At 58.8% G+C, this 26,016-nt stretch carries 24 protein-coding genes and 1 pseudogene; 16 read left to right on the top strand and 9 right to left on the bottom strand.

The annotated features are described in order from the left end of the window. Positions 1-64: 64 nt before the first annotated feature. The 3 genes from BLV61_RS26755 to BLV61_RS26765 all read right to left on the bottom strand — a co-directional run bounded on the left by BLV61_RS26755 (position 65) and on the right by BLV61_RS26765 (position 4,106). Positions 65-1,591, bottom strand: a complete 1,527-nt coding sequence (locus BLV61_RS26755; protein WP_090468520.1) for a DUF3300 domain-containing protein — start codon at positions 1,589-1,591, stop codon at positions 65-67. A gap of 245 nt (positions 1,592-1,836) precedes the next feature. After that, on the bottom strand, positions 1,837-3,393 hold the full coding sequence (locus BLV61_RS26760) for an ArnT family glycosyltransferase (protein WP_047527804.1): 1,557 nt from the start codon (positions 3,391-3,393) through the stop codon (positions 1,837-1,839). Positions 3,394-3,665: 272 nt separating this feature from the next. Next, on the bottom strand, positions 3,666-4,106 hold the full coding sequence (locus BLV61_RS26765; protein WP_047527796.1) for a hypothetical protein: 441 nt from the start codon (positions 4,104-4,106) through the stop codon (positions 3,666-3,668). 278 nt (positions 4,107-4,384) lie between these two features. On the opposite strand from BLV61_RS26765, the gene BLV61_RS26770 reads away from it, so the two are divergent. Continuing rightward, a complete protein-coding gene (locus BLV61_RS26770) occupies positions 4,385-4,879 on the top strand; it encodes a cupin domain-containing protein (protein ID WP_090468522.1) in 495 nt (164 codons plus the stop codon). Between the two features lie 181 nt (positions 4,880-5,060). Here the strand turns inward: BLV61_RS26770 and BLV61_RS26775 are convergent, their stop codons facing one another. Together BLV61_RS26775 and BLV61_RS26780 are read right to left on the bottom strand one after the other, a co-directional pair. Then, positions 5,061-5,381 (bottom strand): isochorismate lyase, encoded by a 321-nt coding sequence (locus BLV61_RS26775; protein WP_090468524.1) that lies wholly within the window; start codon positions 5,379-5,381, stop codon positions 5,061-5,063. Positions 5,382-5,456: 75 nt separating this feature from the next. Then, positions 5,457-6,395, bottom strand: a complete 939-nt coding sequence (locus BLV61_RS26780; RefSeq protein ID WP_090468526.1) for a LysR family transcriptional regulator — start codon at positions 6,393-6,395, stop codon at positions 5,457-5,459. A 323-nt stretch (positions 6,396-6,718) separates the two neighbouring features. Between BLV61_RS26780 and BLV61_RS26785 the strand changes: the two genes are divergently transcribed. From BLV61_RS26785 to BLV61_RS26795, 3 genes are read left to right on the top strand one after another with little or no spacing between them, the layout of a single operon-like run. Next, positions 6,719-8,155 (top strand): NAD-dependent succinate-semialdehyde dehydrogenase, encoded by a 1,437-nt coding sequence (locus tag BLV61_RS26785; RefSeq protein WP_090468528.1) that lies wholly within the window; start codon positions 6,719-6,721, stop codon positions 8,153-8,155. Positions 8,156-8,166: 11 nt separating this feature from the next. Next, a complete protein-coding gene (locus BLV61_RS26790) occupies positions 8,167-8,505 on the top strand; it encodes a carboxymuconolactone decarboxylase family protein (protein WP_047527810.1) in 339 nt (112 codons plus the stop codon). Further along, complete coding sequence (locus BLV61_RS26795) at positions 8,502-9,503, top strand: NAD(P)H-quinone oxidoreductase (protein ID WP_090468530.1); 1,002 nt, start codon at positions 8,502-8,504, stop codon at positions 9,501-9,503. Before BLV61_RS26790 ends, BLV61_RS26795 begins: the two co-directional genes overlap by 4 nt. 49 nt (positions 9,504-9,552) lie before the next feature. Here the strand turns inward: BLV61_RS26795 and BLV61_RS26800 are convergent, their stop codons facing one another. After that, positions 9,553-10,191, bottom strand: a complete 639-nt coding sequence (locus BLV61_RS26800) for a LysE family translocator (RefSeq protein ID WP_047527813.1) — start codon at positions 10,189-10,191, stop codon at positions 9,553-9,555. Between the two features lie 439 nt (positions 10,192-10,630). Here BLV61_RS26800 and BLV61_RS26805 point away from each other — a divergent pair, with 439 nt between their 5' ends. The 8 genes and pseudogenes from BLV61_RS26805 (at position 10,631) to BLV61_RS26840 (ending at position 17,986) form a co-directional block, all read left to right on the top strand. Next, on the top strand, positions 10,631-11,596 hold the full coding sequence (locus BLV61_RS26805; protein ID WP_047527814.1) for an amino acid ABC transporter permease: 966 nt from the start codon (positions 10,631-10,633) through the stop codon (positions 11,594-11,596). A gap of 15 nt (positions 11,597-11,611) precedes the next feature. Beyond that, the gene (locus tag BLV61_RS26810) at positions 11,612-12,382 is read left to right on the top strand and encodes an amino acid ABC transporter ATP-binding protein (RefSeq protein ID WP_047527815.1); all 771 of its coding nucleotides are present in this window, start codon (positions 11,612-11,614) and stop codon (positions 12,380-12,382) included. A 75-nt stretch (positions 12,383-12,457) separates the two neighbouring features. Beyond that, a complete protein-coding gene (locus BLV61_RS26815) occupies positions 12,458-13,297 on the top strand; it encodes a transporter substrate-binding domain-containing protein (RefSeq protein WP_047527816.1) in 840 nt (279 codons plus the stop codon). Between the two features lie 105 nt (positions 13,298-13,402). After that, a complete protein-coding gene (locus BLV61_RS26820; protein WP_090468532.1) occupies positions 13,403-14,710 on the top strand; it encodes an NAD(P)/FAD-dependent oxidoreductase in 1,308 nt (435 codons plus the stop codon). Between the two features lie 28 nt (positions 14,711-14,738). Further along, complete coding sequence (locus BLV61_RS26825) at positions 14,739-15,209, top strand: Lrp/AsnC family transcriptional regulator (protein ID WP_090468533.1); 471 nt, start codon at positions 14,739-14,741, stop codon at positions 15,207-15,209. A 75-nt stretch (positions 15,210-15,284) separates the two neighbouring features. Continuing rightward, a pseudogene (locus BLV61_RS26830) lies at positions 15,285-15,377 on the top strand (RidA family protein); the annotation flags it as partial. Between the two features lie 230 nt (positions 15,378-15,607). Next, complete coding sequence (locus BLV61_RS26835; protein ID WP_090468535.1) at positions 15,608-16,135, top strand: DinB family protein; 528 nt, start codon at positions 15,608-15,610, stop codon at positions 16,133-16,135. A gap of 399 nt (positions 16,136-16,534) precedes the next feature. Next, positions 16,535-17,986 carry a DUF1254 domain-containing protein gene (locus BLV61_RS26840; RefSeq protein WP_208604233.1) on the top strand — a complete coding sequence of 484 codons (1,452 nt, stop codon included), beginning with the start codon at positions 16,535-16,537 and terminating at the stop codon, positions 17,984-17,986. Positions 17,987-18,137: 151 nt separating this feature from the next. On the opposite strand, the gene BLV61_RS26845 is transcribed toward BLV61_RS26840, so the two are convergent. Continuing rightward, positions 18,138-18,797: a carbonic anhydrase gene (locus BLV61_RS26845; protein ID WP_047527822.1), complete on the bottom strand. Its 660-nt coding sequence runs from the start codon at positions 18,795-18,797 to the stop codon at positions 18,138-18,140. 463 nt (positions 18,798-19,260) lie between these two features. Beyond that, positions 19,261-20,073, bottom strand: coding sequence for a substrate-binding periplasmic protein (locus tag BLV61_RS26855; protein WP_090468542.1), 813 nt, complete (start codon positions 20,071-20,073; stop codon positions 19,261-19,263). Between the two features lie 480 nt (positions 20,074-20,553). Here BLV61_RS26855 and BLV61_RS26860 point away from each other — a divergent pair, with 480 nt between their 5' ends. The 4 genes from BLV61_RS26860 to BLV61_RS26875 all read left to right on the top strand — a co-directional run bounded on the left by BLV61_RS26860 (position 20,554) and on the right by BLV61_RS26875 (position 25,088). Continuing rightward, complete coding sequence (locus BLV61_RS26860; RefSeq protein ID WP_090468544.1) at positions 20,554-21,915, top strand: MATE family efflux transporter; 1,362 nt, start codon at positions 20,554-20,556, stop codon at positions 21,913-21,915. A 165-nt stretch (positions 21,916-22,080) separates the two neighbouring features. Continuing rightward, positions 22,081-22,683 carry a YceI family protein gene (locus BLV61_RS26865; RefSeq protein WP_090468546.1) on the top strand — a complete coding sequence of 201 codons (603 nt, stop codon included), beginning with the start codon at positions 22,081-22,083 and terminating at the stop codon, positions 22,681-22,683. Positions 22,684-22,685: 2 nt separating this feature from the next. After that, positions 22,686-23,738: a DUF2235 domain-containing protein gene (locus BLV61_RS26870; protein ID WP_047527828.1), complete on the top strand. Its 1,053-nt coding sequence runs from the start codon at positions 22,686-22,688 to the stop codon at positions 23,736-23,738. Positions 23,739-23,867: 129 nt separating this feature from the next. Then, a complete protein-coding gene (locus BLV61_RS26875; RefSeq protein ID WP_047527830.1) occupies positions 23,868-25,088 on the top strand; it encodes an MFS transporter in 1,221 nt (406 codons plus the stop codon). A 2-nt stretch (positions 25,089-25,090) separates the two neighbouring features. On the opposite strand, the gene BLV61_RS26880 is transcribed toward BLV61_RS26875, so the two are convergent. After that, positions 25,091-25,978: a LysR family transcriptional regulator gene (locus BLV61_RS26880; RefSeq protein WP_090469994.1), complete on the bottom strand. Its 888-nt coding sequence runs from the start codon at positions 25,976-25,978 to the stop codon at positions 25,091-25,093. Between the last annotated feature and the right edge of the window lie 38 nt (positions 25,979-26,016).

The raw sequence follows: 26,016 nt of genomic DNA on the forward strand, positions 1-26,016 counted from the left end.
CCGGCCGTGATCGCCAGGACATGACCCAACAGGCCCTTGAGAACCGGAAATCGAGGATGGTTATTCAACGGCGGCCCCCCCTTTGACGCGCGGGTGGAGTGGACGGCCGACTGATCTGTTGACCGGCTGAACGCGAAGCGCTGGGACGCTGAACGGATGCCTCACTGGCCCGGCCACGACTGGCTTGCAGGTTGGCCTGGGACGGCGAGCGCGCGCCGGCGAAGGCATTGTCGCGGGCACTGCCCTGGCTGGCGGTCTTCGCGGCCGTTCGGTTTTGCGTGGTCTGGCGTGCCTGTGCATTGCCCTGTGCGCGTTGATTGACCTGCGCCGTCTCTTTCCTGGACGTCTGATTCTCCCGAGTATTCCTGGTCGTGCCCTGGCTTCTGTCAGCTGCTTGCGGTCTATCGGTGGCCCTGGACCTGTCGGCTGCCTTGGGCCGGTCTGCCCCGGCTTGCAACCGATTGCCCGAGTCTCGCGCCTGGGCTTCGCGGGCCCGATCCCGGGCTTCGAGGTTGCTGGTGGCCGGTCGTTCGATGCCGTGTTTGTCCATCGAACTACGGGCCCTGTCACGCGCCTGGGCACGCTGGGCATTGTCCCCCCGATAGGCCTCACGCTGATTGGCACCGTCCAGTTGGCGGCCGTACTGTTCGCGGCTCCTGGTGTCTCGATAGGGCACGCCATTGCGATGCACGGGGTTGTGCTGCCAGCTGTTATTGGTGATTCGGTTGTTGCCATTGATGTTGTTGTAGCGATTGACGTTGATGTCGACGTCGTTATTGCCCCAGTCGCATTGCCCCCACAACGCGCCGATGATCGCCACACCGGTCCCGAACGCCAGCCCGGCGATCAGCGCCTGACCGGGGTAATAGGCCGGTGGCGGTGGATAGTAGGCTGGCGGCGACGCTGGATAAGGCCAGGTGCCGTAGGTGGTGGTCGGGTTATAGGTGGGGACGTACACCACCTGCGGATCAGCGGGCTGAATGATGATGGTGGAGCTGCTGCTGGCAGGGGGCGGAGCGGACGCTGTGGTCGTGGGTGCCGGTGCGGGGGCGGGTGCCGCTACGTTCTGGATGGTCACGTTCTGATACTGGTTGCTCTGCAGGTTGCCGGCGGCTTGTGCCTGATGACGCAAGCGTTGCACCCCCTCCATGACATCGTCTGGTTGTGCCAGGAAGGCATCACCCAAGCGCTGAACCCACACCGGGTCCTGTCCCAGCGTCGCCAGGACTTGGGGGAAGGCGACCAGCGCCTGCACACTGGGGTCCCACGGCTGGTTTGCCACTTGCTTGACCGCATCATCGCCCTTGGCGTCCGGACTGGCTTTCGACCAGGTGACCGCTTCGGCGACTTCCCCTGGGTAGGTAGTAGCCATCAACACCTGTGCCAGCAGTGGGTCCGGGTAAAGCGCGATGGGCGCCAGCATCTGATCCAGTTGCTCCTGGGTAAACACGGCATCTTTCGCGGGCACCGGGACCGGCGTGGCTGGGGCAGGGTTGGCGGTGGGGTTGGCGGTCTCTTCGGTCTGCGCAATGCAGGGCGCGCCGCTCAAAAACAGCAGCGCTGACAACGCATAAAGAATTGGAAGGCGCATCGCAGCTCCCTGTGATCTGGCAATTGGAAAGGAGTGGATCAATGCCAGGGAGGTGACAGCTGACTTTGCAAGCCACAGACCTCGATGCCGTTCAGTAATAGTAGCAAACAAAAAATATCTGCCACTGAGATCGGCGCGCAGCCAGGGGGCGACTGCCTGCGCGGTAAGCAGGTGAGCGCGAGATGAGGCAGTCGGCCGACTACCCCGAAAATCCGCGAAGGTTATGCACGCGGGAAAGAGGGGCCTCAGCCGTCCGTTCTCACCTTGGGAATGTACGCGGCACTGCCGGATTCATGGGCGTGAAACAGGCGGGCTCCGTTGTTGGGCCTGGTGGTGATCAACTGATGATCAGCAGTCAGATAACCCAGGGGCAACCGATTGATGTCTTCGTACTGTTCGAAAATGATCGTCCGTTCGGGATTCCAGCGCTCGCCACTTTTCTTCTCCAGCCACGCCATGAGCGCCGGGCTGCCACCGGTTTTTGGGAGGTCCGAGTCCGGCAGTACGTAGTAGAACGGTGAGCCGTGGTTTTGCAGGTACATGGGCAACTTGTTGTCGACGTCTACCAGCACCAGGCGCCATTCGTTCCACGGCGCCGTTTTGCTGGCTTCGGCACGCACATCCTTGGTGAACTGCATGACACCGCCGTCTCCGCCGTTGGTCCAGGGGTAGACGACGCCCAGAATCAACCATAAAAAAACAGCCGCGCCGGCAATGCCCTTGGTCCAGCCGGGGCCGCTGACTTTACCGGCAGCCTCGCGTTCGGCCATGCGCCGGGTGACCCACCAGGCCGCCAGCAATTGGGCAAACGGCACCAGCGGCAATACGTAATAACTGCGCCGGCTGCCACTGGCGGTGAAGAACAGGAACAGCAACCCCAGGCCGCCGATCAGCCAGCGAACGTTGGGCTCGGTGTGCTTCCAGCTGCGCACGGCCACCCACAGGCCGAGTATCCAGCAGGGAGCCCAGGGCAGGGTGTAGACCGGCAGATAAAGCAGATAGGTGTAGATCGGGCCAAATTGGTCGAAAGGATGAAAGAACCGGACCACGTTTTCCCGAAAGACCAGATCCAGCCCGCTCTGTTCATAAGTTGGCGTGCCATAGCGGTGCGACAGCAGGAACGGCAACATGTAGAACGCGCCCGCTACCAGTAGCGCCAGGCACAGACGTGGATTGAGATGGTTTTTCCAGCGCCCTTCGCCCAGCAGGTGCGGCAGCAGTATCAGGCCGGGAAGAATGAACCCGATCAAACCCTTGAACAGCGAGGTCAGCGCCAGTATCAGAAAAAATACGAGATAGCGGCTCAGGCGCGTGTCGTTGGGACCGCGCCAATACCACCAGACCGCACCCAGGACACCGCAAACCGTGAGGATGTCCGCCGTGGCGACCCGAGCCCAGAACACGAAAAAAAACGTCGTTGCCAGAAACCAGCCAGCGATCAGGCCCGTGCCTTTGCGATACAACTGTTCGCCGATCAGGTAGACCAGCCAGACACTCAGCCACGCCGACAAGACCGAGGGCAGGCGTAGGGACCAGTGCCCGAGGCCACCCATCAAGTGGGCCGTGGCCGTGATCAACCAATAGGAGGGCAGTGGCTTGTCGTAATAGGGCATGCCCTTGAGATAAGGGTCGAAATAATCGCCAGTTTGCAACATTTGCAGGGCGATATTGGCCCAGCGGGTTTCCGGGCCCCAAAGCTCTCTGGCGCCCAGCCCGAAAAGCAACAAGAGCGCGGACACGCCCAGCAAAAGTGACAGCGCCCCCTGATCACTTTTCAGAAAGCTGACTAACGATTTTTTCATGAACGGTTCGCACGTTGCGCTCACCGTGACGTCGGCGAAGCGGCTGAATCATCAAGGCTATCGGTTGAAATGTGATGAAATTGTCAGTAGATCGCGAACAAATCATTCGTTGCGATTCAAGTCCAGTTAACACATGCATTAATGCAGGGCTGTGAACAACGGCATGAACAATTGTTCATGTAAGGACATTAGAGGGGTGAATTGCCGTGAACACGAAAAAGCCCGGCTGATCAGGCCGGGCTTTTTGCGGATATTGCGGTGAGGCGATGTGTTCAGGCGACGGTGTTGCCTTGCAGACGGTCGGAGCCATCAGCGGCGACGGTGTTGCCTTGCAGGCGATCAGAGCCATCAGCGGCGACGGTGTTGCCTTGCAGACGGTCAGAACCATCAGCGGCGACGGTGTTGCCTTGCAGACGGTCGGAGCCATCAGCGGCGACGGTGTTGCCTTGCAGACGGTCGGAGCCATCAGCGGCGACGGTGTTGCCTTGCAGGCGGTCGGAGCCATCGGCGGCGACGGTGTTGCCTTGCAGGCGATCCGAACCATCGGCGGCGACGCGGTTTTCGATCAGGCGGTCCGAGCCACCTTCAGCCACACGGCTTTCAATCAGACGATCCGAGCCACCTTCAGCGACAACAGGCTGAACGGAGGTCGCGGCAAAAGCGTTAACGGCGAAGATCGAAAAAGCGATGCTGAGGATGGTTTGGCGTTTCATGATCGTGTGCTCCAGGGGTGTTGTTTGTTGGGTATGGAGCCCATGTTACGCCGCGGTTTTTTTATGAGAACTTCATTGAGGTGATTGTGAACATCGACGGGATTGATAGGGCGAGCAGAACATCGTAGGTGAGCGTGATGAAGAGGCGAAGCCTATGCGGCGCATATTGATTACATTGGGTATCAACTGTAATTCGCGATCATGCCGTTATCAGTAAAGCCAATCAGAAATAGAGTCCGCCTGACGATGATGTCTTCCGCGCAGTTAAGGTGCCTCCCATGATTCAAAGCATGATCAAAACGGCGGGTCTGGCCGCCCTGCTTGTCGCAAGCGCGGCAATGCCCCTGGCCCAGGCACAACCCTTGCCACTCGATAAAGTCGGTGCCTTGCATAATGAAGACGTGGAATGGCGCAACTTTCCGGCTTTTCCGAGTGAAGTGAAACTCGCTGTTATCGCCGGCGACCCCAGTAAACCTGCACCTTATGTAGTGCGAGTCAAAGTGCCCAACGGCATCAAGTTAATGCCCCATACTCATCCGGAAGATCGTATCTACACCGTCATGTCCGGTGTGTTCTACATCGGCTTCGGCACTGTTTTTGATCCGGACAAACTGGTGGCGTATGGTCCGGGGAGTGTGGTGATACTCCCGGCCAATACGCCGCACTTTCATTGGGCGAAATCAGGGGAATACATCTCGCAAGTCTACGGAACGGGGCCGCTGGGGCTCAAGTATGTGGATGACCATGACGATCCGCGCAACGCGTCGAAGTGACAACGCCGCGTCCAGGTCAATACCCCTGTAGGAGCGAGCCTGCTCGCGAAAAACCCAACGTCGCCGCAGGTACCCGGTTGCCAACGAAGCGGGCGCCATCAGGCAGCCCGCGTTTTCACACAACCTGGTGCACCACTGAGACACGCCCGGTGCGCCAGGCTGGATATCCGATCATCCGGGATTACGTAGTGGGCAATTGCGCCGACCAGTGTTTCATTTCTTCGGCAATGAAGTGGTTAACCAAGTCGCTATACAACTTTTCGATTGCATCCGGGCTCAGGCCTTCGGCCTCTGCCCATTCGCGGCGGGTCGCGAGCATGGCATTGAATCGCTCCCGGGCACGCACCGAGGCCGCAGAGGTCTTGAATTTCGAAGCCGCAAGCACGTACTGGAAACGCTTGCCCAACAGCTTGATAACGGCCCGGTCGAGGGCATCGATCTCGCGTCTGATGTCCTCCATTCCGGCACATTCTGAGGGTTGCAATTGATTGGAAACGTCCATGTGAGTCACTCCCTTTGCTGAAATAAATCGTGAAATGGCTGATGTGTCATTCAGGGTCTGACTTTCCCGAGAGTCTCAAGCCGGTGACCTACCGATAAGCTCTCTTGCAGTGTCTGCCAATTGGCCACCCACCCGCGCTTTTAGCGTTTCTACGAAGCGGGTTATCTTCGCATCGACAAACTGGCGGGAAGTGTAAACGGCATAAACATTGCGCTCGTAGGTATGGTACTCCGGCAAAACGCGCACGAGTTGTCCCGAGCGCAGATCGTCGATGGCCGAGAATCCGGCCAATAAGCCAATCCCCGCTCCGGATCGAACAGCGACTGCCATTGCATCCATATCATTTACGCTAAAGCTCGGCCCGGTGGGTACGAAAGTGGCGGTGCCGGATTTGCTTCTCAGTTGCCATTCATCCCGTGCGTAATCAACGGTTCCCAGCAACAGGCACTGATGATCGTTGAGGTCTTCAGGCTTCGCCGGCGGTGCATGTTGTGCCAGGTAGGCAGGGGACGCGACCAGCACGCAATGACTGACCCCAATCTTTTGACTGACGTACGCTGAATCCGGCAGCGTTCTGGCAATCAGAATTGAAACATCCAGTTGGTCTTCCAGCAGGTTCGGCATCCGTTGGGATAGCAGCAAATCGACCGTGACTGCCGGAAACTCCTTGCGGTACTCAAGGACGGCGCGGGTCACCAGATGACGCGCAAGGCCGGGCACGCTATGAACCCGTAGCGTGCCCTTGGGTTCCAGGATCGAATCACTTGCTTCGGCTTCAGCGTTTTCGAGGTCGGCCAGGATTGCCGTACAGCGTTCGTAAAATCGTCGACCTGCGTCAGTCACGGAAAGACGGCGAGTGGACCTTTGCAGCAGGCGGGCATCGAGCATTGTTTCGAGCGCAGAAACGGCACGGGACACATTGCCGACTGTTGAGTCCAGATGGTTGGCCACTGCAGTGAAAGTGCCCATCTCAACGACTTTTACGAACACAGACATATTTGAAAATTTGTCCATCCCTACCGTCCTTTTCTACCGGTTTAACGCTCAAATTACAGAGAAAATCCACTGAGGCTGTTCAGTGCTCGTGAGCGCAACGCCACCACCCACCGACCCCGCATCATGGACGTTGACTGTTGAGGACACAACTCAACGACGGCGCATGATCTTCCCTCTGCACACAACAATGATTCCCTCGTGGCTATCTAAATCAAACCTGTCGCCCTCCATAGACTTGGTTGCATGGGCCGCCTGAACCGGCTCTGTCGCAAACCACCGAAGCGAGGATTGACGCAGCGCGCTTCGGCCCGATTCCTGACAATCAAGTGAAGGCCACATCGATGAACACACCATACGACGCGCTCTATCTTTTCATTGGGGGTGAGTGGATCAGCGCTGAAGGGCGCGACACCGCAGCCGTCATAAACCCAGCCACAGCAAGTGAAATCGGACGTGTGCCGCTGGCCACTTCAGCCGACCTTGACCACGCCCTTGAAGTCGCCCGGCTCAGCTTCCAGACGTGGCGTCAGATGGTGCCAGACCAGCGCGCAAAAATTCTCAAACGTGCCGCTGATCTTATCCTGGAGCGAGCGCCACACATCGCATCCCAGATGACGCTGGAGGAGGGCAAACCCCTTGGCGAAAGCATGGACGAGGTCACGCGTGCAGCGGAGTATTTTGAATGGTTCGCCGAAAGCGCCCGCCGCATCGATGGCCGCGTCGTGCCGGCCAACCGCCCAGGCGTCTTGCAACTGGTGAAGCGCCAGCCCATCGGCCCGGTCGCAGCCTTCACGCCCTGGAACTTTCCGGCCATTACTCCGGCTCGCAAGTTGTCAGCTGCTTTGGCGGCAGGTTGCAGCGTCATTCTCAAACCCGGTGAAGAGAGCCCTGCCACGGCGCTGGCCCTCGCTCGCGCCCTTGATGATGCGGGCTTGCCCAAAGGCGTTTTGCAAGTCGTTTTCGGTGTGCCCGATCAAGTCTCCAGCCACCTGATTGCCTCGCCGATCATTCGCAAGGTGACCTTCACCGGTTCCGTACCGATTGGGCGACTGCTGTCGACCAGGGCAGCCGCAGGCGTCAAGCCAATCACTTTGGAACTGGGCGGCCACGGCCCTGTGCTGGTGTTTGAAGACGCCGACATTGAAAAGGCGGCAGTAGAAGGCGTGGCGAATCGGTTCCGGGGGACAGGGCAAGTCTGTATCTCGTCAACACGCTTCCTGATCCAGCGTGGTGCTTATCAGGCGTTCACTGATCACTTTGTTGCAGCAACCAACGCCCTGAGAATCGGCAACGGCCTGCATCCCGATACTCAGGTCGGGCCACTCGCCAACCCAAGGCAATTGTCAAAGATGAAAGAACTGGTGGCTGACGCCGTCGAGAAAGGCGCGCGGGTGCTTGCCGGTGGCGAAGGCCTGCCAGGACAAGGCTTTTTCTTCCAGCCCACCGTTTTGGCTGATGTGCCCATGGACGCTCGGGTCATGCATGAAGAACCCTTCGGCCCGATCGCGATTTTGATGCCCTTCGATACGTTGGCCGACGGCCTGGAAGAGGCCAACCGCCTTCCCTACGGGTTGTCTGCCTACGCCTTTACCGCTAACGCTCGAACCGCCATTGACGTCGCAGATGGCCTCGAGGCCGGAATGATCGGGATCAATCAATACCGAATTGTTGCTACTGAACTTCCCTTCGGCGGCATAAAGGAGAGCGGTCATGGCTCAGAGGGCGGCATTGAAGGCATCGAACACTATCTGACCAACAAATTCATCAGCCAGATTTAAGGACGCCCGAAATGTCGAACATCAATTTCAGCAGCCCTCGTGAAGCGGCCAGAGCGTTCACCCCAAAGCTGGCGCAGTTCGTCGACGCTACGCTCTATCCGCAAATCTGGAGTGATCCGGCACTGTCTCCACGTGACCGCAGCCTGATAACGGTGGCTGCATTGATTGCCGGTGGTCACTCCGAAGAGCTGCCTGCGCACCTGCGGCGCGCGGTCAGCAATGGGGTCACCCATGACGAAATATCCGCAGCGATCACCCACCTGGCGTTCTATGCCGGTTTCCCGGCCGCCATCACCGCGTCCGCCATTGCCAATGCCACATTCACTCAATCGCAGGCGAAGCAACCATGAAAGCCATCACCATTGAAGAATTCGGCCACCCCGACGTACTGAAGTTGAGCGATGTTCCCGACCCGCTAGTACGCCCTGCCGACTTGCTGGTGCGGGTCTATGCGGCCGGTGTCAATCGCGCGGATCTGACGCATCGCACCGGTGGCTACGGGCGTCCTGATTTTGGAGATTCGCCCATCATCGGACTTGAGATCGCAGGCGAGGTCATTGAAAAAGGCAATGCCGTCGTTGGTTTCGAAGTGGGGGATCGGGTGATGGGCGTGGTGGGTGGCGGGGCGTATGCCGAGCTGGCACGCATTGACTACCGCATGGCCATGCCAATTCCTGCTCAACTGGATTACGTGCACGCGGCGGCGATTCCCGAGGTGTTTGTCACCGCTCATGAGGCGCTGATGCATCTGGCTCGACTCAAGCCAGGTGACTCGGTCTTGATTCATGCCGCCGCGGGTGGTGTTGGCTCCGCTGCGGTACAGCTCGCTTACGCCACAGGTGCGACGGTTTATGCGACAACCGATGGCAGCAAGTTATCCCGCGTCGAGCATTTGGGTGCCGATGTCGCCATCGACTACAAGAACAGTGATTTCGCGGAAGTCATCGCCAGCAAAACCGATGGCCGGGGTGTCGATGTCATCATCGATTTCGTCGGCGAACCTTACTTCGCCCGCAACCTGGCTTCACTCGCTAACGGCGGGCGGCTGATCCAGGTTGGCATCCTTGGCGGTGGCGGGAAGGTCGCCCTGGAGCTGGAGCATATTCTCTACCGTCACCTGCAAATCATCGGCACGGTCATGAAATCCCGTACCCAGCCGGAGAAGCACGAGATGATCAAGCGATTCCGCGAGCATTGGCTTGAACGGTTCGAAGGGGGAGGAAGCCTGGAGCCGGTAGTCGACAGCACTTTCCCCCTGTCACGCGCCGCAGATGCCCATCACAGGATGGAGTCGTCCGAAAACGTCGGGAAGATCATTCTCACGATGCAGCCTGCGGACTTGCTCTAAGTCCGGTCTTCTGCGAGAAGTGCCTGCCAAAGGTGCCGATACTCAAGTCTCAGGCCGTCTGCCGGCGTATAGCGAGAATCGCAGCGCCAAACCCGATGAATGTGACCCCCACCACCCGGCTAACCCAGCGGGACAACTCGGGTCGTACCAGCAGGCCCTTGGCGCGTGAGGCCAGCGCGGCATACAGGCTCAACGACGACACTGAAAGCGCCATGAAAATCGCGGTCAGGATCATGAATTGTGGGAACAGGGCTGCGCCTTGATCGATGAACTGCGGGAATAACGCTGTAAAAAACAGCGTCGCCTTGGGGTTGGAGAGGGCGGTAAAAAACGCCGACCTGTACAGTTTTAGCCGTGTGGGCCTGCGGCTCAGGCCCTCATGAATGCCATCAGCCAGCAGCGGCGTCTTATTGAGCAACTGCCTCACCCCCAGGTAGAACAGATACCCGGCGCCAACAATCTTTACCATGTTGAACAACCCTTCGGAGCTGGCAAGCAGCGCCCCCAACCCCAGCATTGCAGCCCCCGACAGGCAGAACAGGCCAGTGGCATTGCCCAGCGAGGACCAGATCGTGCTGCGTTGTCCGTGGGCGAGGCTGTTGTTGATCGCCATTAATGTCGCGGGCCCGGGGCTGGCGATGGCAATCGCGGCGACCAGGGTAAAAGCCAGCATCGTGTTCGTGTCCATGGGTCCAGGCTCCTGAATAACTGAGGGTATGCTACCGGAGACATCGTTACCTGATGATGCAAATTACGCATCACCTACAGGAGTCACCGAAGCCCAGCCAACAATGATGGGGAAACTGTGTATCGCCTCACGGAGAAAGATGTTCCCGTCGATGGCATCTGCTCAGTTAGCCAGACGCGTGTCATCACCCGGAGGAGAGCGCAGTCGATAAAAGCCTTGCAGCGATCGATAAAATCCAGGTCCTCCTTTATGGCGCTCGGGCGCAATCCAAAAAAAGCCTGCCGTCAGAATGGCCGGGAGTCCTGAGCAGATGTCAGGGTCATAACCACCGATATGCCGGAAAAAACCGATAAATCCAATATTCTGCCGGGTCCCGCCCGGCATTTCGCACACTCATAATTGGCTTACAACAAAGGGACACCCCTAAGGAGCGTAAGCCATGTACAAAGACCATATCGTCAAGGCGCGCATGACTGACAGTGCCCTGTTCATGGGGGGAGTCGCTGCAGTCATTTTCATCATCACGCTGGTCTGCGGTGTAGGTGAAGGCCGTCTTTCCACGTTGATGGGGCCAATCGTTCTCGACTTGAAAGCTCCTCTGGCGCGTGACATCGCCGTCGGGGGGACCTTCACGATCACGGCCGTACTGAACCTGTTCATCCTTGGGCGGTTTCCCTTGCGGGCGCAGATCATTACGGTCTGGTGCGAATTGCTGGTGCTGTTCCTTTTATTCTTCGACACCTTCAATCTTTCTTACAGCTTCATCGCGACCAAAGTCGGCTTCATGATCACCCAAGGGGTTTTCACCACCGTCTACGTGTCCGCGATTTCCATTGCCATTGCGTTTGTCCTGGCATTGCTGGGAGCGACCGCGCGTTTATCTTCCAACGGTTTCGCCATTGCCATCGCGAGCTTCTACACCTCGTTTTTCCGAGGTGTTCCGCTGCTCATCCAGATCTATCTCATTTACCTGGGCATTCCTCAGCTCGGCTACGTGGTCGGCGCCGTGCCGGCAGGGATTCTGGCGCTCTCGCTCTGCTACGGCGCCTATATGACGGAGATCTTCCGTGCGGGGATCAGCAGCATCCCGCGGGGGCAGTGGGAAGCCTCCCGGGCGATTGGCCTGAACCCATTTCAAACAATGACCCGGGTCATTCTCCCGCAGTCCATGCGCCTGATCATTCCGCCCACTGGCAACCAGTTCATCTCGATGCTCAAGGACAGCTCACTGGTGTCCGTGATCGGCGTCTGGGAACTGATGTTCCTGGCGCGAACACAAGGACGCGCCGAGTTCCGTCACCTGGAAATGCTCATCACCGCAGCCGTGCTGTATTGGCTGCTGTCGATCGTGCTGGAAACCGTTCAGTCGCGTCTGGAAAAGCACTTCAATCGCGCCCACCGCTGAATCAGGAGCCTTACGATGAATCAGCCGTCAGCTTCAGCAGTCACTGCCCCGTATCCCGCCATATCGATTCACGAGATGCAAAAATGGTATGGCGATTTTCATGTGCTCAAGGGCATCGACCTGCACATTTCCAGCGGCGAAATAGTGGTCGTCTGTGGTCCATCGGGTTCCGGAAAATCGACGTTGATTCGCTGCCTGAATCTGCTGGAAGATTTCCAGAAAGGCAAAGTGTTCATCGACGGAATCGAGTTGACCCGCAATGCCGCCTGCGTGGCCAGCATCCGGCGCCAGGTCGGCATGGTCTTCCAACAGTTCAATCTGTTTCCGCACATGACGGTATTGGAGAACCTGATGCTGGGGCCGCGCCTGGTGAGCAGGCTCGATGAGTCGCAGGCTCGCCAACTGGCTTACGAGTACCTGGATCGAGTGCGGATCGGGAACCAGGCGGACAAGTACCCCAGCCAGCTCTCCGGCGGTCAGCAGCAACGCGTTGCCATCGCCCGGGCCCTCTGCATGCGACCACGCATCTTGCTGTTCGACGAACCCACCTCGGCACTTGATCCCGAAATGGTCAAGGAAGTGCTGGATGTCATGGGCGAGCTCGCTCAGGACGGCATCACGATGGTGTGCGTCACCCACGAGATGGGGTTTGCCCGGCGGGTCGCCGACCGGATCATCTTCATGGATCAGGGTTGTATCGTCGAGCAGGCCAAACCCAATGATTTTTTTGAGAACCCGCAGCATGAACGCGCCCGAGAATTTCTGTCACAGATTCTCAGCCACTGAGCAGCATCGTCACACCGTCCAACGTCATCGATAAAAACAACAAAGACCTGCACTCAAACACCTGGAGGCTTACTCATGATCTCGATCACTCGCTTCTTCACCACAGCGGCTATCGCCACAGCCGTCACGATCAGCTCAGGCGCCGCCTGGGCGGGCTCGACCCTCGACCGCATCCATGAAACCAAGGTGATCAAAGTGGCCACGGCCGCCAACTGGCCACCACAATCGTTCCTGGGGCCGGACAACAAGTTGCAAGGTTTTGATATCGATGTTGCCACCGAAATCGGTCGACGCCTGGGTAGCAAGGTCGACTTCGTCACCCCCGAATACGGGATCATCACCGCAGGGCGCTGGTCGAATCGCTGGGACTTGTCGGTCGGTTCGATGACGCCAACCACCGAGCGCTCCCGAGTCCTCGACTTCCCCGCGATCTACTACTACACGCCCTATGTATTCGCCGTGCACAAGGACGCGGCCGGGGCAAAGGCGGCGGACCTGAACGACAAGATCATCGGCGTCGAAGCAGGCACCACGTCGGAGGACTATATCAATCGCCGGCTCAAGATCGACGCCGCCGATGTGCCGGCGTTCACCTACGACGTCACACCCGGCGAGGTGAAGACGTATGGCGACAGCATGGGCCCTCTGGATGATTTGCGTATGGGCAACGGGGTCCGTCTGAACGCCACCCTGTCTGCGCTTCCAACCGTCGTCGCGGCCGTCAAGAATGGCTATCCCATCGTACGCGTGGAAGGCAAACCCGCTTATTACGAACCGCTGGCCATCGCCGTGGATAAAGGCGATGAGGCGTTCAATAGCGAATTGAGCAAGGCCATTGCGCAGATGAAAGCCGACGGAACGCTCAAGCAACTTTCCGAGAAGTGGTACGGCGCCGATCTCACCCAGGTGCAATAACTCCGGGTGCAATAAATTCCAGAGCAATAAACCCAATCATTGCAGGCGCCCGTTCCAAACGCGGCGCCCTGTATGACTGCGCCGCGAAGAAGGACAAGGGACTTCATGTACACGTATAACAACAATTACTACACCGCCACGATGAACGACACGACTGAGCGCGCGGCGCTGTCAGGCAATGTCCAGGCCGATGTGTGCGTCATCGGCGCGGGCCTGGCGGGGCTGAGCACGGCCTGGGAGTTGGTCTCACGAGGAAAGTCCGTGGTGCTGCTCGAGGCAGGCCGTGTTGCCTGGGGGGCCTCCGGCCGTAACGGTGGCTTCGTCCTTCAGGGCTGGTCCGAAGGATTGTCATCCATCGAGCGGCGCTGCGGAAAAGCGACAGCCGCCGCCCTGTTCAAATTGTCGCTCGAAGGTGTCGACACTGTTCGCGACATGATCGCCCGTCATCAACTGCCAGGTTGCTCGCCAACGCCTGGAAAATTGAGCGTGGTTCGCTACGAGGATGGCGATAATCTCAAGCGTTTGCGCGACAGGATGGCGACGGATTTCGACTTCCACCTCGACTACCTGGATCGCCAGGCCGTGCGTGAAAAGCTCAAGACGGAGCGGTATTTCCAGGCTCTGCGCGATACCCATGGATTTCACTTCCATCCCTTGAACTACTGCTTGGGCCTGGGTCGGCTGATTGAATGCAACGGGGCAAAGATTTACGAACAGTCGCCGATGACCCGTGTCGAGAGCCGAAGCGGGCGACACCGAGTCATCACTGACCGGGGCACTGTCGATTGCGCCAACGTGGTGTATTGCTGCGGCGGTTATGGCGGCCCCGAGTTCGGTAAATTACGCCGTGCCTTTCTGCCCATTGCGACCTACGCGGTACTGACCGAACACTTGGGCGAGCGGCTGGCCGATGCGGTAGGCACCACCGATGCCGTGGGTGATAATCGCCGGGCCTCAGACTATTACCGAATCGTCGAAGGTGACCGACTGCTCTGGGGCGGTCGTATCACCACCAGGAACCTGCAGGACGAAAAGCGCCTGGGGCAGTTGCTGACCGAAGACATCCTCGATGTGTATCCGCAATTGCGCGGCATCAAGATCGAAAAAGCCTGGTCGGGACTGATGGGTTATGCGCGGCACAAGATGCCTCACATCGGCCCTCTCGGGAAGGGGCTATGGGCATGTACATCATTTGGTGGCCATGGTATGAACACGGCGCCTATCGGCGGGCGCGTCATTGCCGAAGCCATTTGCGGCGAGACCAATCGCTACCGTCTTTTCGATGCCTACGGCCTGGAATGGAATGGCGGCCCGCTCGGCCCGGCTGCGGCGCAAACGGTATATGCCGGCCTGAAAATGATGGACAAGTTTCAGGAAACGCGTTCGCAGTACAGGGCGAGTCAAAAAAACTGAAAATCACAGTGAGGTCAAGGCAGTGTTGATGGATGCGCACAATCCCGGTCCGTTGTTTAACCTGACTGATAAGGACCGGCAGTTGCTTGGCCTGCTGCAGGCCAACGCCCGCGAGCCCACGGCATCCTTGGCACGTAAACTCGAGGTCTCACGCTCTTCGGTGCAAGAACGCATCGCCCGCCTGGAAAAGGCCGGGGTCATTACCGGTTACAGCGTGCGCATCGACCAGAACAGACTCCAGCAGACAATCAACTGTTTCACCATGACCTCTTGCACCAACAAGAGTTATACCGATGTCATGACCTCGCTTCGCAAGATGGATGCGGTGCAGGCGGTGTATGCGGTCTCGGGCGAATCCGACTTCATCATCCATCTCGCCACGTCGACGCTGAGTGAACTCAATGCCGAGCTGACCCGGATCAACATGATCAAAGGCGTGGCGCACACCGCGTCGCATATTGTGATGGAAACTAAATTCAGCCGGAAATTGATGGTTTAACGCCTGCCCATCAACTCAGCGACCCAATCGATGAACACGCGCAGTTTGATGCTACCCCCGCCATCGACCAGATTGCCGACACTGACCGGCGTGGGCGTCACGTGGCTTTATGGTTATCAGTTCGAGATCAAGGTGATCGCCAGGCTGCCAGAAACCATCGGGGGATGATCTGGTCAGTGATTACGCAAGGGAGCGGTACGGAAAGCGGTCCATCATGAACCTTTGGGCTGCAACGAGTCGCACGTCGGATCCAGGGAAATAATGGGGACACCCATTTTCGTCTCCATTTTCTGGGACAGGTGCCTGCGAAATCAGGGGCGATTTAAAAAGCCCTGCTCTAGAATGGCCCCAAATGAGCGTGGATCGCTTGTCAAGTAATCATTCAAAGGATGAATACGATGGGCCGCATCGACCATATCTGCCTGATGGCGATCTATAACGACTGGATGAACGCAAAGGTTTATGAAGCGGCCAGACGTCTGACAGATGAAGAGCTGTCAGTGGACAGGAAAGCATTCTTTGGTTCTATTCTCGGGACGTTAAACCACCTGGTGGTCGGGGACACAATCTGGCTAAAGCGATTTGCCCAGCACCCAGCGAATTACTTGGCTCTGGAGCCGATTCGACAGCTTCCTGCCCCCCAAAGCCTCGACCAGTTACTGCTCTCAAATATCCGAGAACTTTCGACATATCGCGTTTGGCTCGATCAGGTAATTGTCGAGTGGTCTCGCTCCATTACAGAGTCAGATTTAGATTACACCCTCAATTACACAAGCATGAAAGGAGCTCCCGCTGACAAGAGCTTTTATGGCTTGGTCATGCATTTCTTCAACCATCAGACTCATCACCGAGGCCAAGCTACTACTTTGCTGTCACAAGGTGGTGTCGACGTAGGCGATACTGATCTGGTAGCCCTCATTCCTTAGAAGTCCCGCGCATAATTTAAAAACCAGCACTAGACCGGGATTTTCATGTCATGCCGGTAAACCAGTGTGGCCATCTTAAATGACTGAAATGGGGGGCGGATTTATATAGTGCGTGTGACCTGACGGAATTTGAACATCATCTCGTATGGGTCCTGGCGACAAGGCTTACAGATAACGGGCACGATCTTGGCTGCGCAAGGGGATGCTGGCTTATTGTGATCTACACTCCCGGGGCGGGTGAGTTGGCGCTTCGCCGCAGGAGTTACTCATTCGCCAGGTAAAGAGACAGCCAGAGTTTCAGTTGGGGCGCGGTCTGGGTGGTGCATGCCAGTCGACAGCAAAACGTTGCTCAGAACAAACGAGGTGAAAATGAACAGGAAGTCTAACCGGGGCTGGACAATGGCTGCGGCACTCGTCGTGGTGGGTTCAACGCTTTTCACGGGGTGTGCGAGCAAGAACGACCCCATCGCACAGGCAGACAAGGCGGACGTGGCCAAGGGCGTACCCGCGCCGAGCCTCGAGCAGACCAAGGCGATCGCCGAGGAAGGCTTTATTTACGGCTTGCCGCTGGTCATGAACTACGCCGTGATGAACGAGTTCGCGGTGGACCCCAAATCCAGCCAGTTCAAGGCCCCCTTCAATCAACTGCATAACGAGCATCGGGTCGCGACACCCGCTGATACCGCCGTCATTACGCCAAACAGTGACACCCCCTACTCGATACTCTGGACCGACCTGCGCGCAGAGCCTCTCGTGATCACCGTGCCGGCAGTCTCCAAAAAGCGCTACTACTCGGTGCAGCTAATCGACGGCAACACCTATAACTACGGCTACATCGGCAGCCGGGCAACTGCAAGTGCCCCCGGGAGCTATCTGATTGCAGGCCCCGATTGGAAAGGGGCGACACCGCCTGGCATCGATAAAGTGTTCAACTCCACGACTCCCTTCTCACTGACGCTGATCCGGACCCAGTTGTTCAATCCAGCCGACATGCCCAATGTCGAGAAGGTTCAGGCGGGTTACAAGGTCCAGCCACTTTCAGCCTTCCTCCATCAACCAGCGCCGGTCGCGGCCCCGAAGATTGATTTCGTACCGGCCACCACGGCTGGCATCAAGGACAATTTCTTCGAGTACCTGTCGGCCGCGTTGGAGTATGTGCCGCCATCGGCTGACGACAAGGCGATTCGGTCGAAGCTGGCCAGCATCGGCGTAGGCCCCGGCCGGCGCTTCGAATTCAAAGACCTCTCGCTTGAACACAAGGCGGTGGTCTTGTTGGGGATGAAAGCTGGCGATGAGAAGGTCGACAAGTTTCTCTCCAGCGGCATGAAAAACATCAACGGCTGGAACGTCGGCGCGTTCTTTGGCGACCAGGCGTTCTACAAGGGCGACTGGCTGATGCGTGCCGGCGCCGCGAAGGGCGGCCTTTACGGCAATGACGCCGTTGAGGCGATGTACCCCTATACCCGCACCGACGGTAAAGGCCAGACGCTGGATACCAGCAAGCGCAATTACACGCTGACCTTCCCGGCGGGCAAGCTGCCGCCAGTGAACGCCTTTTGGTCGGTGACCCTGTACGACGGCAAGAGCCAGCTGCTGATCAACAACCCGCTCAACCGTTACCTGATCAATTCGCCGATGCTGTCGGCCATGAAGAAAAACGCGGATGGCTCACTGACGCTGTACATCCAGAAGGACTCCCCCGGCAAGGCAAAAGAAAGCAACTGGCTGCCGGCGCCTGACGATACGGTCTATCTGGTGATGCGTCTCTACTGGCCGAAGACCGCACCGCCTTCGATTCTTCCCGCTGGCGAAGGCAGCTGGCAGCCACCGGCGCTGGTGGTTTCGAAGTAGTGCGACCCATTGCCGACACTCGCTGCAGGTTGGTGTCGGCAAGTGCTGCTTGTTGCCAATAGCTGCCGATCATGAAGGGCAGCTATTGGTCTAAAACAGACATTCACGAATGACCTGAAGTCATGCGGCCACCCTCACTTGTCGGTCGCCATTACATCTGTTTGCCGTTGCGCGCAGCGATCGCCACGGTGGTCGGCGACTCGGCAAGTGAAACGAACTGTCGTGTCGCGCCGTCCAGCGCATCGATGCACCCCGCCTCGATGTCGTAGACCCAGCCGTGTAGATTCATGCGCCCCTGCTCGAGCGCGAGGGCCACCGATGGATGCGTACGCAGATTCGCCAGTTGCGCGATCACGTTTTCGCGCACGAGGCCATCGAGTTTCGCGCGTGGCGTGTCGAACTCATGCGCCGCGTTAATCGCTTTCGCGGCGTCCGAGTGACGTAGCCAGTTAGCGACTGCCGGAAGATGATCCAGACACGTGCAGCGTGAAATCGCGCCCATCGCTCCGCAGTCCGAGTGACCGCAGATCACGATGTCCTGTACGCCGAGCACTGCGACCGCATATTCGACGGTGGCCGAGACGCCGCCGGGTTCGGGACCATACGACGGCACAATGTTGCCGGCGTTGCGAATCACGAACAGTTCACCCGGCTCGCGCTGTGTCAGGAGTTCGGGCACAACACGACTGTCTGAGCAGGTGACGAATAGCGCCTTCGGATTTTGTGTCGTCGCGAGCTGCTTGAAAAGCTCGACGCGTTGCGGATAAACCTCGCGCTGAAAGCGCAGAAAGCCGTCAATAATGTCACGCATGGAGTCCTCCAAACCCGAGTAGCGGATGGTGGCACGAGCACTCGATATGCCATCGCGCCGCTGTGGTCGTCATTATCGCAGACCTCACGCGCGTTGGCTTTACTCGATCAACGATGCACTTCGAGACACGACCAGCGCGGCGGATGTCCGATGCCTCCTGGCAGCCGCCATTGACCTTTCGCTGGCCTGAAAGGTGCGTGAATTGCCTGGTTTTTTAGGCAACCCATTGCTTCTGGCCGTTTTCAGCCGGTCGCCACAGGCAGAAAACGACCAAATGCAGCCTCTCAAAATCCTTGGCGAATCGATGCAGCGCAGGAACCTTCTATTCTTAACGGTTAGACAGTACTTCCTGTGTATCCCTGTGGTGCATTGCATGTTCAAAAACTGGAGTGGTCAGCTCGCGTTGGGGTGACGGCTTTATAAAGTGCAGTGAAAAAACAGATCAGTCCCCATTTTCCCGTCATCAATCAACGACAGGTTGCGAGGGGAACCGGCGGATATGGATTTGCTCGAGCACGCCGTTAGCCTGTATGCGCCGATAGCCTTCCTCATAGATCTTCAACGCCCGCAATCCGTCAGGGTGAGTCAGGCTAAAGCCTATGGTCGCGGTTACCACCCCGCAACTGAAGGCAAACCGAACAGCCTCTTCTGTGCCCGCCAGTTTGGCCTTCTGGTCTTTTGCTTCCAGGTCATTGGTCACGATCAAGGCGGCAGACAGACGGCGAGCAGCGAGCTTCTGAAGGTTTTGCCCATCAGATTCGGCGCTCTCAAACACTATTCCCGCGGACCGTAGCGCTGTGGCTTGGGTCGAGTACTCGTAGTCTCTGACCGAGCCCACTACTGTGCCGGGCGGCAAGGTGCATGTGCCTTTGCTTGGCTTGGGCAAGGGCGCGTCCACCTGTTCGAAAATGTCATTGTTAACCGTAAAGATGGGTTGCGCGGCCAGCTTGATCTTGCCCTCGAATTCGGGCGACCAACTCATGTTAAAGCAAGCGATGTTCGTGCCATTGAGCACCATGTACTTGCACCGGGCGTAGGGTACGACTTTGAGCTGAACGTCGACCGCCATTTCCTTGAAGGCGGCGACCACTACATCATTGGCGTAACCCGTGCCGTCATGCTCCGACCATGGCGGGGCTGCATCCTCTGCCAGGATCGTCATCGTCTCACGCGTTTCCAGCGCAGCGACGGTGCTCGGAGCCAGTAGATAAAGAAGGCACATCAGCAGCATCGGTCTGGACTGCCACTTGCTTGAGTTCATCTTTGCTGAACGCATGTTTCCTCATTGAACGGTCGTCCCTCATAACAGTTGGTCGATACCTCGAACACAGGTCGATCGCAGCCCCACTTCCCAGTCGACGATCAATAGGCGCCAATGGCTATCGATGGAAACGCTCGGCAAGACTATGCAGATACTTGGCCTTGTTCAAGAACCGGGGTCATTTTCACCCCAGCGACCCGCAACGACGGCCTGCTTTTTTGGCCCAGATAAAACGAAACCAACGTCCGTCCGTTGTCAGGTCGCCAAACCCGAATCGTCATTTGGGTGACGGCGCAGACTATAAGCGGCATGGAATCCGCGCGGTAGGTGAGCCATTCCGAGCTTTTTGTAGGACCCACGACGACGAAACCTCAGACCTTTCGCCCCCCACGCCAGAAATCCAAACCCAATCCTCAAATGTTCATTGCCCCTGGCTCGTAACTCACCGAAGCTATCCCTATCAACCCTCACGCCGTCGAGATGGACCTCCGCCCCATGCAAACCCCCACCCAACCCCAACGCCCCCTCTGGAAAACCTATCTCCTGTTTCTCGCCCCCATGGTCCTGTCGAATTTCCTTCAGGCCATGTCCGGCACCGTCAACAGCATTTACATCGGCCAAATGCTCGGCACCCAGGCCCTGGCCGCCGTGTCCGGCATGTTCCCCATCGTGTTTTTCTTCATCGCCCTGATCATCGGCCTCGGCGCGGGGGCGGGGGTGTTGATCGGGCAGGCCTGGGGCGCACGGGAGAAGCATTTGGTGAAGGCCATCGCCGGGTCGACCTTGTTGTTGGGCTTGTTGATCGGTCTGGTCGCGGCAGTGGTGGGGAGTGTGTTTGCGCGGGCGTCGCTGGTGGGGTTGGGGACGCCAGCGGATGTGCTGGACGATGCGGTGGCGTATGCCCATGTGATGTTGTGGTTCATGCCGACGCTGCTGGTGTTCGTGCTGTTCACCCAGTTGCTGCGCGGGGTGAGCGATACCTTGTCGCCGCTGCTGGCGCTGGTGGTCTCGACCTGTATCGGGTTGGCGCTGACGCCGGCGTTGATTCGCGGCTGGGTGGGGTTGCCGCCGATGGGGATTCAGAGTGCGGCGTTTGCCGGGTTGGTCAGTAACCTGGCGGCGATGGGCTGGCTGGCGTGGCGCTTGATTCGCAGGGGGCATCCGTTGGCGCCGGACCGGGAGTTTTTCGCGGCGATGAAGCTGGACGGGGCGATCCTGGGCAAGGTGCTGCGCATCGGCTTGCCGACCGGGTTGCAAATGGTGGTGTTGTCGCTGTCGGAGCTGGTGATCCTGGCGCTGGTGAACCAGCACGGTTCCCAGGCGACGGCGGCGTATGGCGCGGTGACGCAGATCGTCAATTACGTGCAGTTCCCGGCGCTGTCGATTGCGATCGCGGCGTCGATCCTCGGTGCGCAGGCGATTGGGGCAGGGCGCATCGAACGCATCGGCTCGATTTTGCGCACGGGGCTGATGATCAGCCTGTGCCTGACCGGCGGCCTGGTGGTGTTGAGCTATGCGCTGTCGCACTGGTTGCTGGGCCTGTTCCTCACCGAAGAGGCGACGCAAAGCATGGCCGAACACCTGTTGCACATCATGCTTTGGAGCCTGCTGGTGTTCGGCTTCCAGGCGGTCATCGGCGGCATCATGCGCGCCAGTGGCACGGTGATGGTGCCGGTGGGTATTTCCATTGTGTGCGTGGTCGGCGTGCAATTGCCGGCGGCGTACCTGCTGGATGCGCGGTTCGGGCTGCCGGGGGTGTGGATGGCGTTTCCGCTGGCGTACCTGGGGATGCTGGCGTTGCAGACGCTGTACTACAAACAGGTGTGGAAGCATCAGAAGATTGAGCGGTTGGTGTAGGTATCTCGGAATACGCCTGACGTCTGGCGCATCGCGAATGCTGGCGATCCGCCACAACGGGTATGAGGTGGAATAAAGCGCCGTTCTTTGCTTTAGTCCTTCTGTTGCTGGCTGGCGTGCGCTGGCCACCTCAACCCCTGAGGAGGCTCTGGCCCGGAGCGTTCCATGAACTTTCGATTCCCTCGTTTCACCCTCCTGGCGGCCCTCTTCGCGGCGGGCGTGCAGCCCGTCGCCGAGGCGGCGCAGTACGCCGATGTCAACACCACGGCCAGTACCATCAGCTTTACCTATGACCAGGTGGGGGCGAGCGTGTATGGCACCTTTTCCAGGTTCGAAGGCAGCCTCTATTTCGACACGGTCAGGCCCGAATCGGCCCATGCCAGGTTGATCATCGAGCTCGACAGCATCGATGCCGGCAGCAGCGACGCCAACAGCGAACTGAAGAAAACCGCCTGGTTCGATACGGCGGTTTATCCGCAGGCGATTTTTGAGTCGAACGGCGCCAAAGACCTGGGCAACAACCGCTATCAGATCACCGGTCACCTCACGCTCCGTGGGCAAACACGGGAGGTGGTGGTGCCGGTTCTGCTAAAGGTGGAGAACGCCATCGGCATTTTCGACGGTCAGTTAACGCTTAAACGCAGTGACTTCAACATCGGCGAAGGGGAGTTCGCCAGCGGTGTGGTTTCCGACGACATCAACATCCGGTTTCGCATGGTCGCGCCGCAACGCAGCGATCAAGCAATGCCCGTTACTGAAGGGAGATAGTCATGCCAAAAAAAATCATCATCGCCTTTGATGGTACCTGGAACCTGCCGGATCAGGCGCCGGAAATCGACGGCGACTCGAGCACCAACGTCGTTAAATTGCATGATGCGATCCTGCCCGCGCACAAGGACGGCACTGTCCAGCATGCGGTGTACATCGCCGGTGTGGGCACCGATTGGTACGACAAGCTTGAAGGCGGGGCATTCGGGGTCGGCCTGTCAAAGAAGATCAAGGAAGGTTACCTGGCCCTGGCCAAGAGTTACGAAGACGGTGATCAGGTGTACATCATCGGCTTCAGTCGCGGCGCTTATTCGGCGCGCAGCCTGGTGGGGCTGATTCGAAACGTCGGGTTGCTGACCAAACGACACCTCAATCGTATCGATGAGGCCTACAGCCTGTACCGCACCCGTGACTCCAGCGCCGACACCGAAAACGCCCAGTACTTTCGGCAAAGCTACTCGCGGGAAATCGAGATCCACTTCCTGGGCGTCTGGGACACGGTCGGGGCGCTGGGTGTTCCGTTCAAGTCGGCCGAGTGGTTCAACCACAAATATTACGAATTTCACGACACTGAACTCAGCGGGATTGTGCGCAATGCCTTCCATGCCGTGGCCATCGATGAACATCGGGAAAACTACGAGTGCACGCTGTGGGACCCGATCGCCAAGCCCAATCAGGTCATGGAGCAGCTGTGGTTCTGTGGGGCCCATGCCAACGTCGGAGGCGGTTATGCCGATAACAACCTGTCGGATATTCCGCTGCGCTGGATGGCCAACAAGGCCATGGACTGCGGGTTGGAGCTGGACCCGATGAAAATTCCCCGGCAGCCGAAAAACCTGCCGGACGTCACCGACTCCTACAGTGATTTCCTCGGTGGAACCTACCGCTTGCTCAATGCCCGGTATTTCCGGCCGGTCGGCACCAAGACCTTCGGCCAGGAATGCATCGATGACAGCGTGCAGCAGCGGGTGACCACGGTGGGCACGTATCGGCCCAAGAATCCGGTGGGTGTGTTCTTGTCTGGCGATTACCGACCGCTGAACAAGATCAGTTGATCCCGCGCCATCGTACGCACGCGCGTTCGATTGCGGAGTCATCGCTCCAGAGTGATCGGATCTGCAGCCCATTTTTCCCCGGCGGCGGGGTACCTAGCATGGCTCCACTCATTTCAGTGGAGCTTTGCCATGAACGATTCACCTGCATTACCGGCCAACCCCGCGCTCGCCCAGGGGCAGCCGTCCTCCTGGCGCGACTGGCTGTCGGTGTATTCGGTGGCATTGGGCGCCTTTGCCTTTGTCACCACCGAATACCTGCCCGTTGGCGTCCTGCCGTCTATCTCCAGCAGCCTGGGCATCACCGACGGGGTGGCTGGGTTGATGGTGACCGTGCCGGGGATCGTCGCCGCCATCGCTGCGCCTGCAATCATGTTGGGGGCTGGGCGGATGAACCGCCGGCAGTTGCTGTTGTTGCTGACGCTGTTGCAGTTGATTGCCAACCTGGTGTCGGCCATCGCGCCTTCGCTGCCAGTGATGCTGCTGGGACGGGCGTTGTTGGGGGTGGCGCTGGGTGGTTTCTGGGCGGTGGCGATTGCCGTGGCCGGGCGACTGGTCAGTGAATCGAACGCCGCCAAAGCCACGGCGTTGATCTTCGCCGGCATTACCTTGGCCACCGTGTTTGGCGTGCCGTTCGGCACCTTTCTCGGCAGCTTGTTCTCCTGGCGCGTGTCCTTTGCCGTTGCCGCGGCATTAGCGCTGCTGGCCTTGATCGCCCAAGGCCTGACCCTGCCTTCATTGCCATCCCGGGACGGCTTGCAGGTGCGCGCGCTGCTGAGCTTCCTGGCGCGCAAAAACGCCCGGCGCAGCATGTTGCTGCTGGGCCTGGTGGTGGCGGCGCACTTCTCGGCCTACACCTACATCGCGCCATTTCTTGGCCGTGAAGCGGGCTACTCGACGGGCGCCATCACCTCGATCCTGTTGGGCTTCGGCCTGGTCGGCATGCTGGCCAACTTCGCCATGGCCAGCGGGGTTGCCCGGCATCTGCGGGCGTCGTTGGGTGCGGTGGTGCTGCTGATGGTCATCGCGCAACTGGCGTTGCCGCAGTTGCAGGGAGCGGGTGTGGTGTTGGCGGTGCTGGCATGGGGCATTGCCTATGGCGCGATTCCGCTGGGTGTGAGCACCTGGATGCAACTGACTTCGCCGCAGTTGCCGGAAGCGAGTTCGGCGATGCTGGTCACCATGTTCCAGGTGGCGATTGCCTCGGGTTCGTTGTTCGGTGGCTGGATGGTGGATCATCACGGCGTACCGTCGGCGCTGTGGTTGGGCGCAGGCATTGGCATGCTCGGGGTGGCGGTGATGCTCAGCTTCGGCCTCGGCAAGGCACCGATTGCCGAGGCGCTGCAACGCTGAGTTCAGCCCTTGAGAATGTTGTCCTTGAAGTAATCGATCAACACCCGCAGCCTCGGCGCGGTCTGCTTCGAGGCGGGCCAGAGCATCCACAGGTTGCCGGTATGGTCAGTGTAATCCTCCAGCACCACCTTCAGCCTGCCGTCGGCGAGTGGCTGGCGGATTGAAAAGTCCGGCAGGCAGGCAATCCCCACCCCATCGATCGCCAGGTACGTCAGCGGGTCCATCGTCGTACAGATCAACGCCTTCGACAGGTGCGGCTCGATGTGCGTTTCGCCAATCCGCAGCGGCCAGCGCTCGATCATCCCGGTAGCCGGAAACTTATGCAGCAGGCAGACGTGGCCGATCAGGTCGTCCGGATGCGTCGGCTCGCCGTGCTCTCGCAGATACTCCGGCGATGCCACCAACTGCAATTGATAGCCGCCCAGTTTACGCGCCATCAGCCGCGAATCTTGCGGTGCGCCGGTGCGGATCACCGCATCGAACCCTTCCTCGATCACGTCCACCATGCGGTCGGACATGTCCACGTCCAATTCGATGTCCGGGTAGGCGCGCATGAACCCGGCCAGCACCGGCATGATCAACACGTTCTGGATCGGCACGCTGAGGCGCACTTTGCCCCGTGGATTGGCGGACAGGTCCAGCAGCTCCATTTGCGCGGCTTCCACTTCACTGAGGATGCGTTTGCAGCGGTCCAGGAACAGCTCGCCTTCGGTGGTCAGGGTGACGCTGCGGGTGCTGCGGTGGAAGAGCCGGACACCCAAGCGTTCCTCCATCCGCGCCACGCTCTTGCCCACCGCGGACGAGGAGATTTCCAGCAGGCGCCCGGCTTCGGTGAAGCTGCGGGTTTCGGCCACTTGAATGAAGGCCGTGATACCGCTGAGGCTGTCCATCATGGGATGTGCTCGGTGCTGGGAGGGTTAACGCAGAG

The organism is Pseudomonas mohnii, from assembly GCF_900105115.1.
Lineage (GTDB): Bacteria > Pseudomonadota > Gammaproteobacteria > Pseudomonadales > Pseudomonadaceae > Aquipseudomonas > Aquipseudomonas mohnii.

Excerpts from the sequence above, each read along its gene's own strand:
- BLV61_RS26770 (WP_090468522.1), top strand. The coding sequence starts at position 4,385 with ATGATTCAAAGCATGATCAAAACGGCGGGTCTGGCCGCCCTGCTTGTC.
- BLV61_RS26795 (WP_090468530.1), top strand. The coding sequence starts at position 8,502 with ATGAAAGCCATCACCATTGAAGAATTCGGCCACCCCGACGTACTGAAG.
- BLV61_RS26875 (WP_047527830.1), top strand. The coding sequence starts at position 23,868 with ATGAACGATTCACCTGCATTACCGGCCAACCCCGCGCTCGCCCAGGGG.
- BLV61_RS26845 (WP_047527822.1), bottom strand. The coding sequence starts at position 18,797 with ATGCGTGACATTATTGACGGCTTTCTGCGCTTTCAGCGCGAGGTTTAT.
- BLV61_RS26760 (WP_047527804.1), bottom strand. The coding sequence starts at position 3,393 with ATGAAAAAATCGTTAGTCAGCTTTCTGAAAAGTGATCAGGGGGCGCTG.
- BLV61_RS26820 (WP_090468532.1), top strand. The coding sequence starts at position 13,403 with ATGTACACGTATAACAACAATTACTACACCGCCACGATGAACGACACG.
- BLV61_RS26755 (WP_090468520.1), bottom strand. The coding sequence starts at position 1,591 with ATGCGCCTTCCAATTCTTTATGCGTTGTCAGCGCTGCTGTTTTTGAGC.
- BLV61_RS26870 (WP_047527828.1), top strand. The coding sequence starts at position 22,686 with ATGCCAAAAAAAATCATCATCGCCTTTGATGGTACCTGGAACCTGCCG.
- BLV61_RS26785 (WP_090468528.1), top strand. The coding sequence starts at position 6,719 with ATGAACACACCATACGACGCGCTCTATCTTTTCATTGGGGGTGAGTGG.
- BLV61_RS26780 (WP_090468526.1), bottom strand. The coding sequence starts at position 6,395 with ATGGACAAATTTTCAAATATGTCTGTGTTCGTAAAAGTCGTTGAGATG.
- BLV61_RS26880 (WP_090469994.1), bottom strand. The coding sequence starts at position 25,978 with ATGGACAGCCTCAGCGGTATCACGGCCTTCATTCAAGTGGCCGAAACC.
- BLV61_RS26840 (WP_208604233.1), top strand. The coding sequence starts at position 16,535 with ATGGCTGCGGCACTCGTCGTGGTGGGTTCAACGCTTTTCACGGGGTGT.
- BLV61_RS26860 (WP_090468544.1), top strand. The coding sequence starts at position 20,554 with ATGCAAACCCCCACCCAACCCCAACGCCCCCTCTGGAAAACCTATCTC.
- BLV61_RS26790 (WP_047527810.1), top strand. The coding sequence starts at position 8,167 with ATGTCGAACATCAATTTCAGCAGCCCTCGTGAAGCGGCCAGAGCGTTC.
- BLV61_RS26800 (WP_047527813.1), bottom strand. The coding sequence starts at position 10,191 with ATGGACACGAACACGATGCTGGCTTTTACCCTGGTCGCCGCGATTGCC.
- BLV61_RS26805 (WP_047527814.1), top strand. The coding sequence starts at position 10,631 with ATGTACAAAGACCATATCGTCAAGGCGCGCATGACTGACAGTGCCCTG.
- BLV61_RS26815 (WP_047527816.1), top strand. The coding sequence starts at position 12,458 with ATGATCTCGATCACTCGCTTCTTCACCACAGCGGCTATCGCCACAGCC.
- BLV61_RS26865 (WP_090468546.1), top strand. The coding sequence starts at position 22,081 with ATGAACTTTCGATTCCCTCGTTTCACCCTCCTGGCGGCCCTCTTCGCG.
- BLV61_RS26835 (WP_090468535.1), top strand. The coding sequence starts at position 15,608 with ATGGGCCGCATCGACCATATCTGCCTGATGGCGATCTATAACGACTGG.
- BLV61_RS26825 (WP_090468533.1), top strand. The coding sequence starts at position 14,739 with ATGGATGCGCACAATCCCGGTCCGTTGTTTAACCTGACTGATAAGGAC.
- BLV61_RS26775 (WP_090468524.1), bottom strand. The coding sequence starts at position 5,381 with ATGGACGTTTCCAATCAATTGCAACCCTCAGAATGTGCCGGAATGGAG.
- BLV61_RS26810 (WP_047527815.1), top strand. The coding sequence starts at position 11,612 with ATGAATCAGCCGTCAGCTTCAGCAGTCACTGCCCCGTATCCCGCCATA.
- BLV61_RS26855 (WP_090468542.1), bottom strand. The coding sequence starts at position 20,073 with ATGCGTTCAGCAAAGATGAACTCAAGCAAGTGGCAGTCCAGACCGATG.
- BLV61_RS26765 (WP_047527796.1), bottom strand. The coding sequence starts at position 4,106 with ATGAAACGCCAAACCATCCTCAGCATCGCTTTTTCGATCTTCGCCGTT.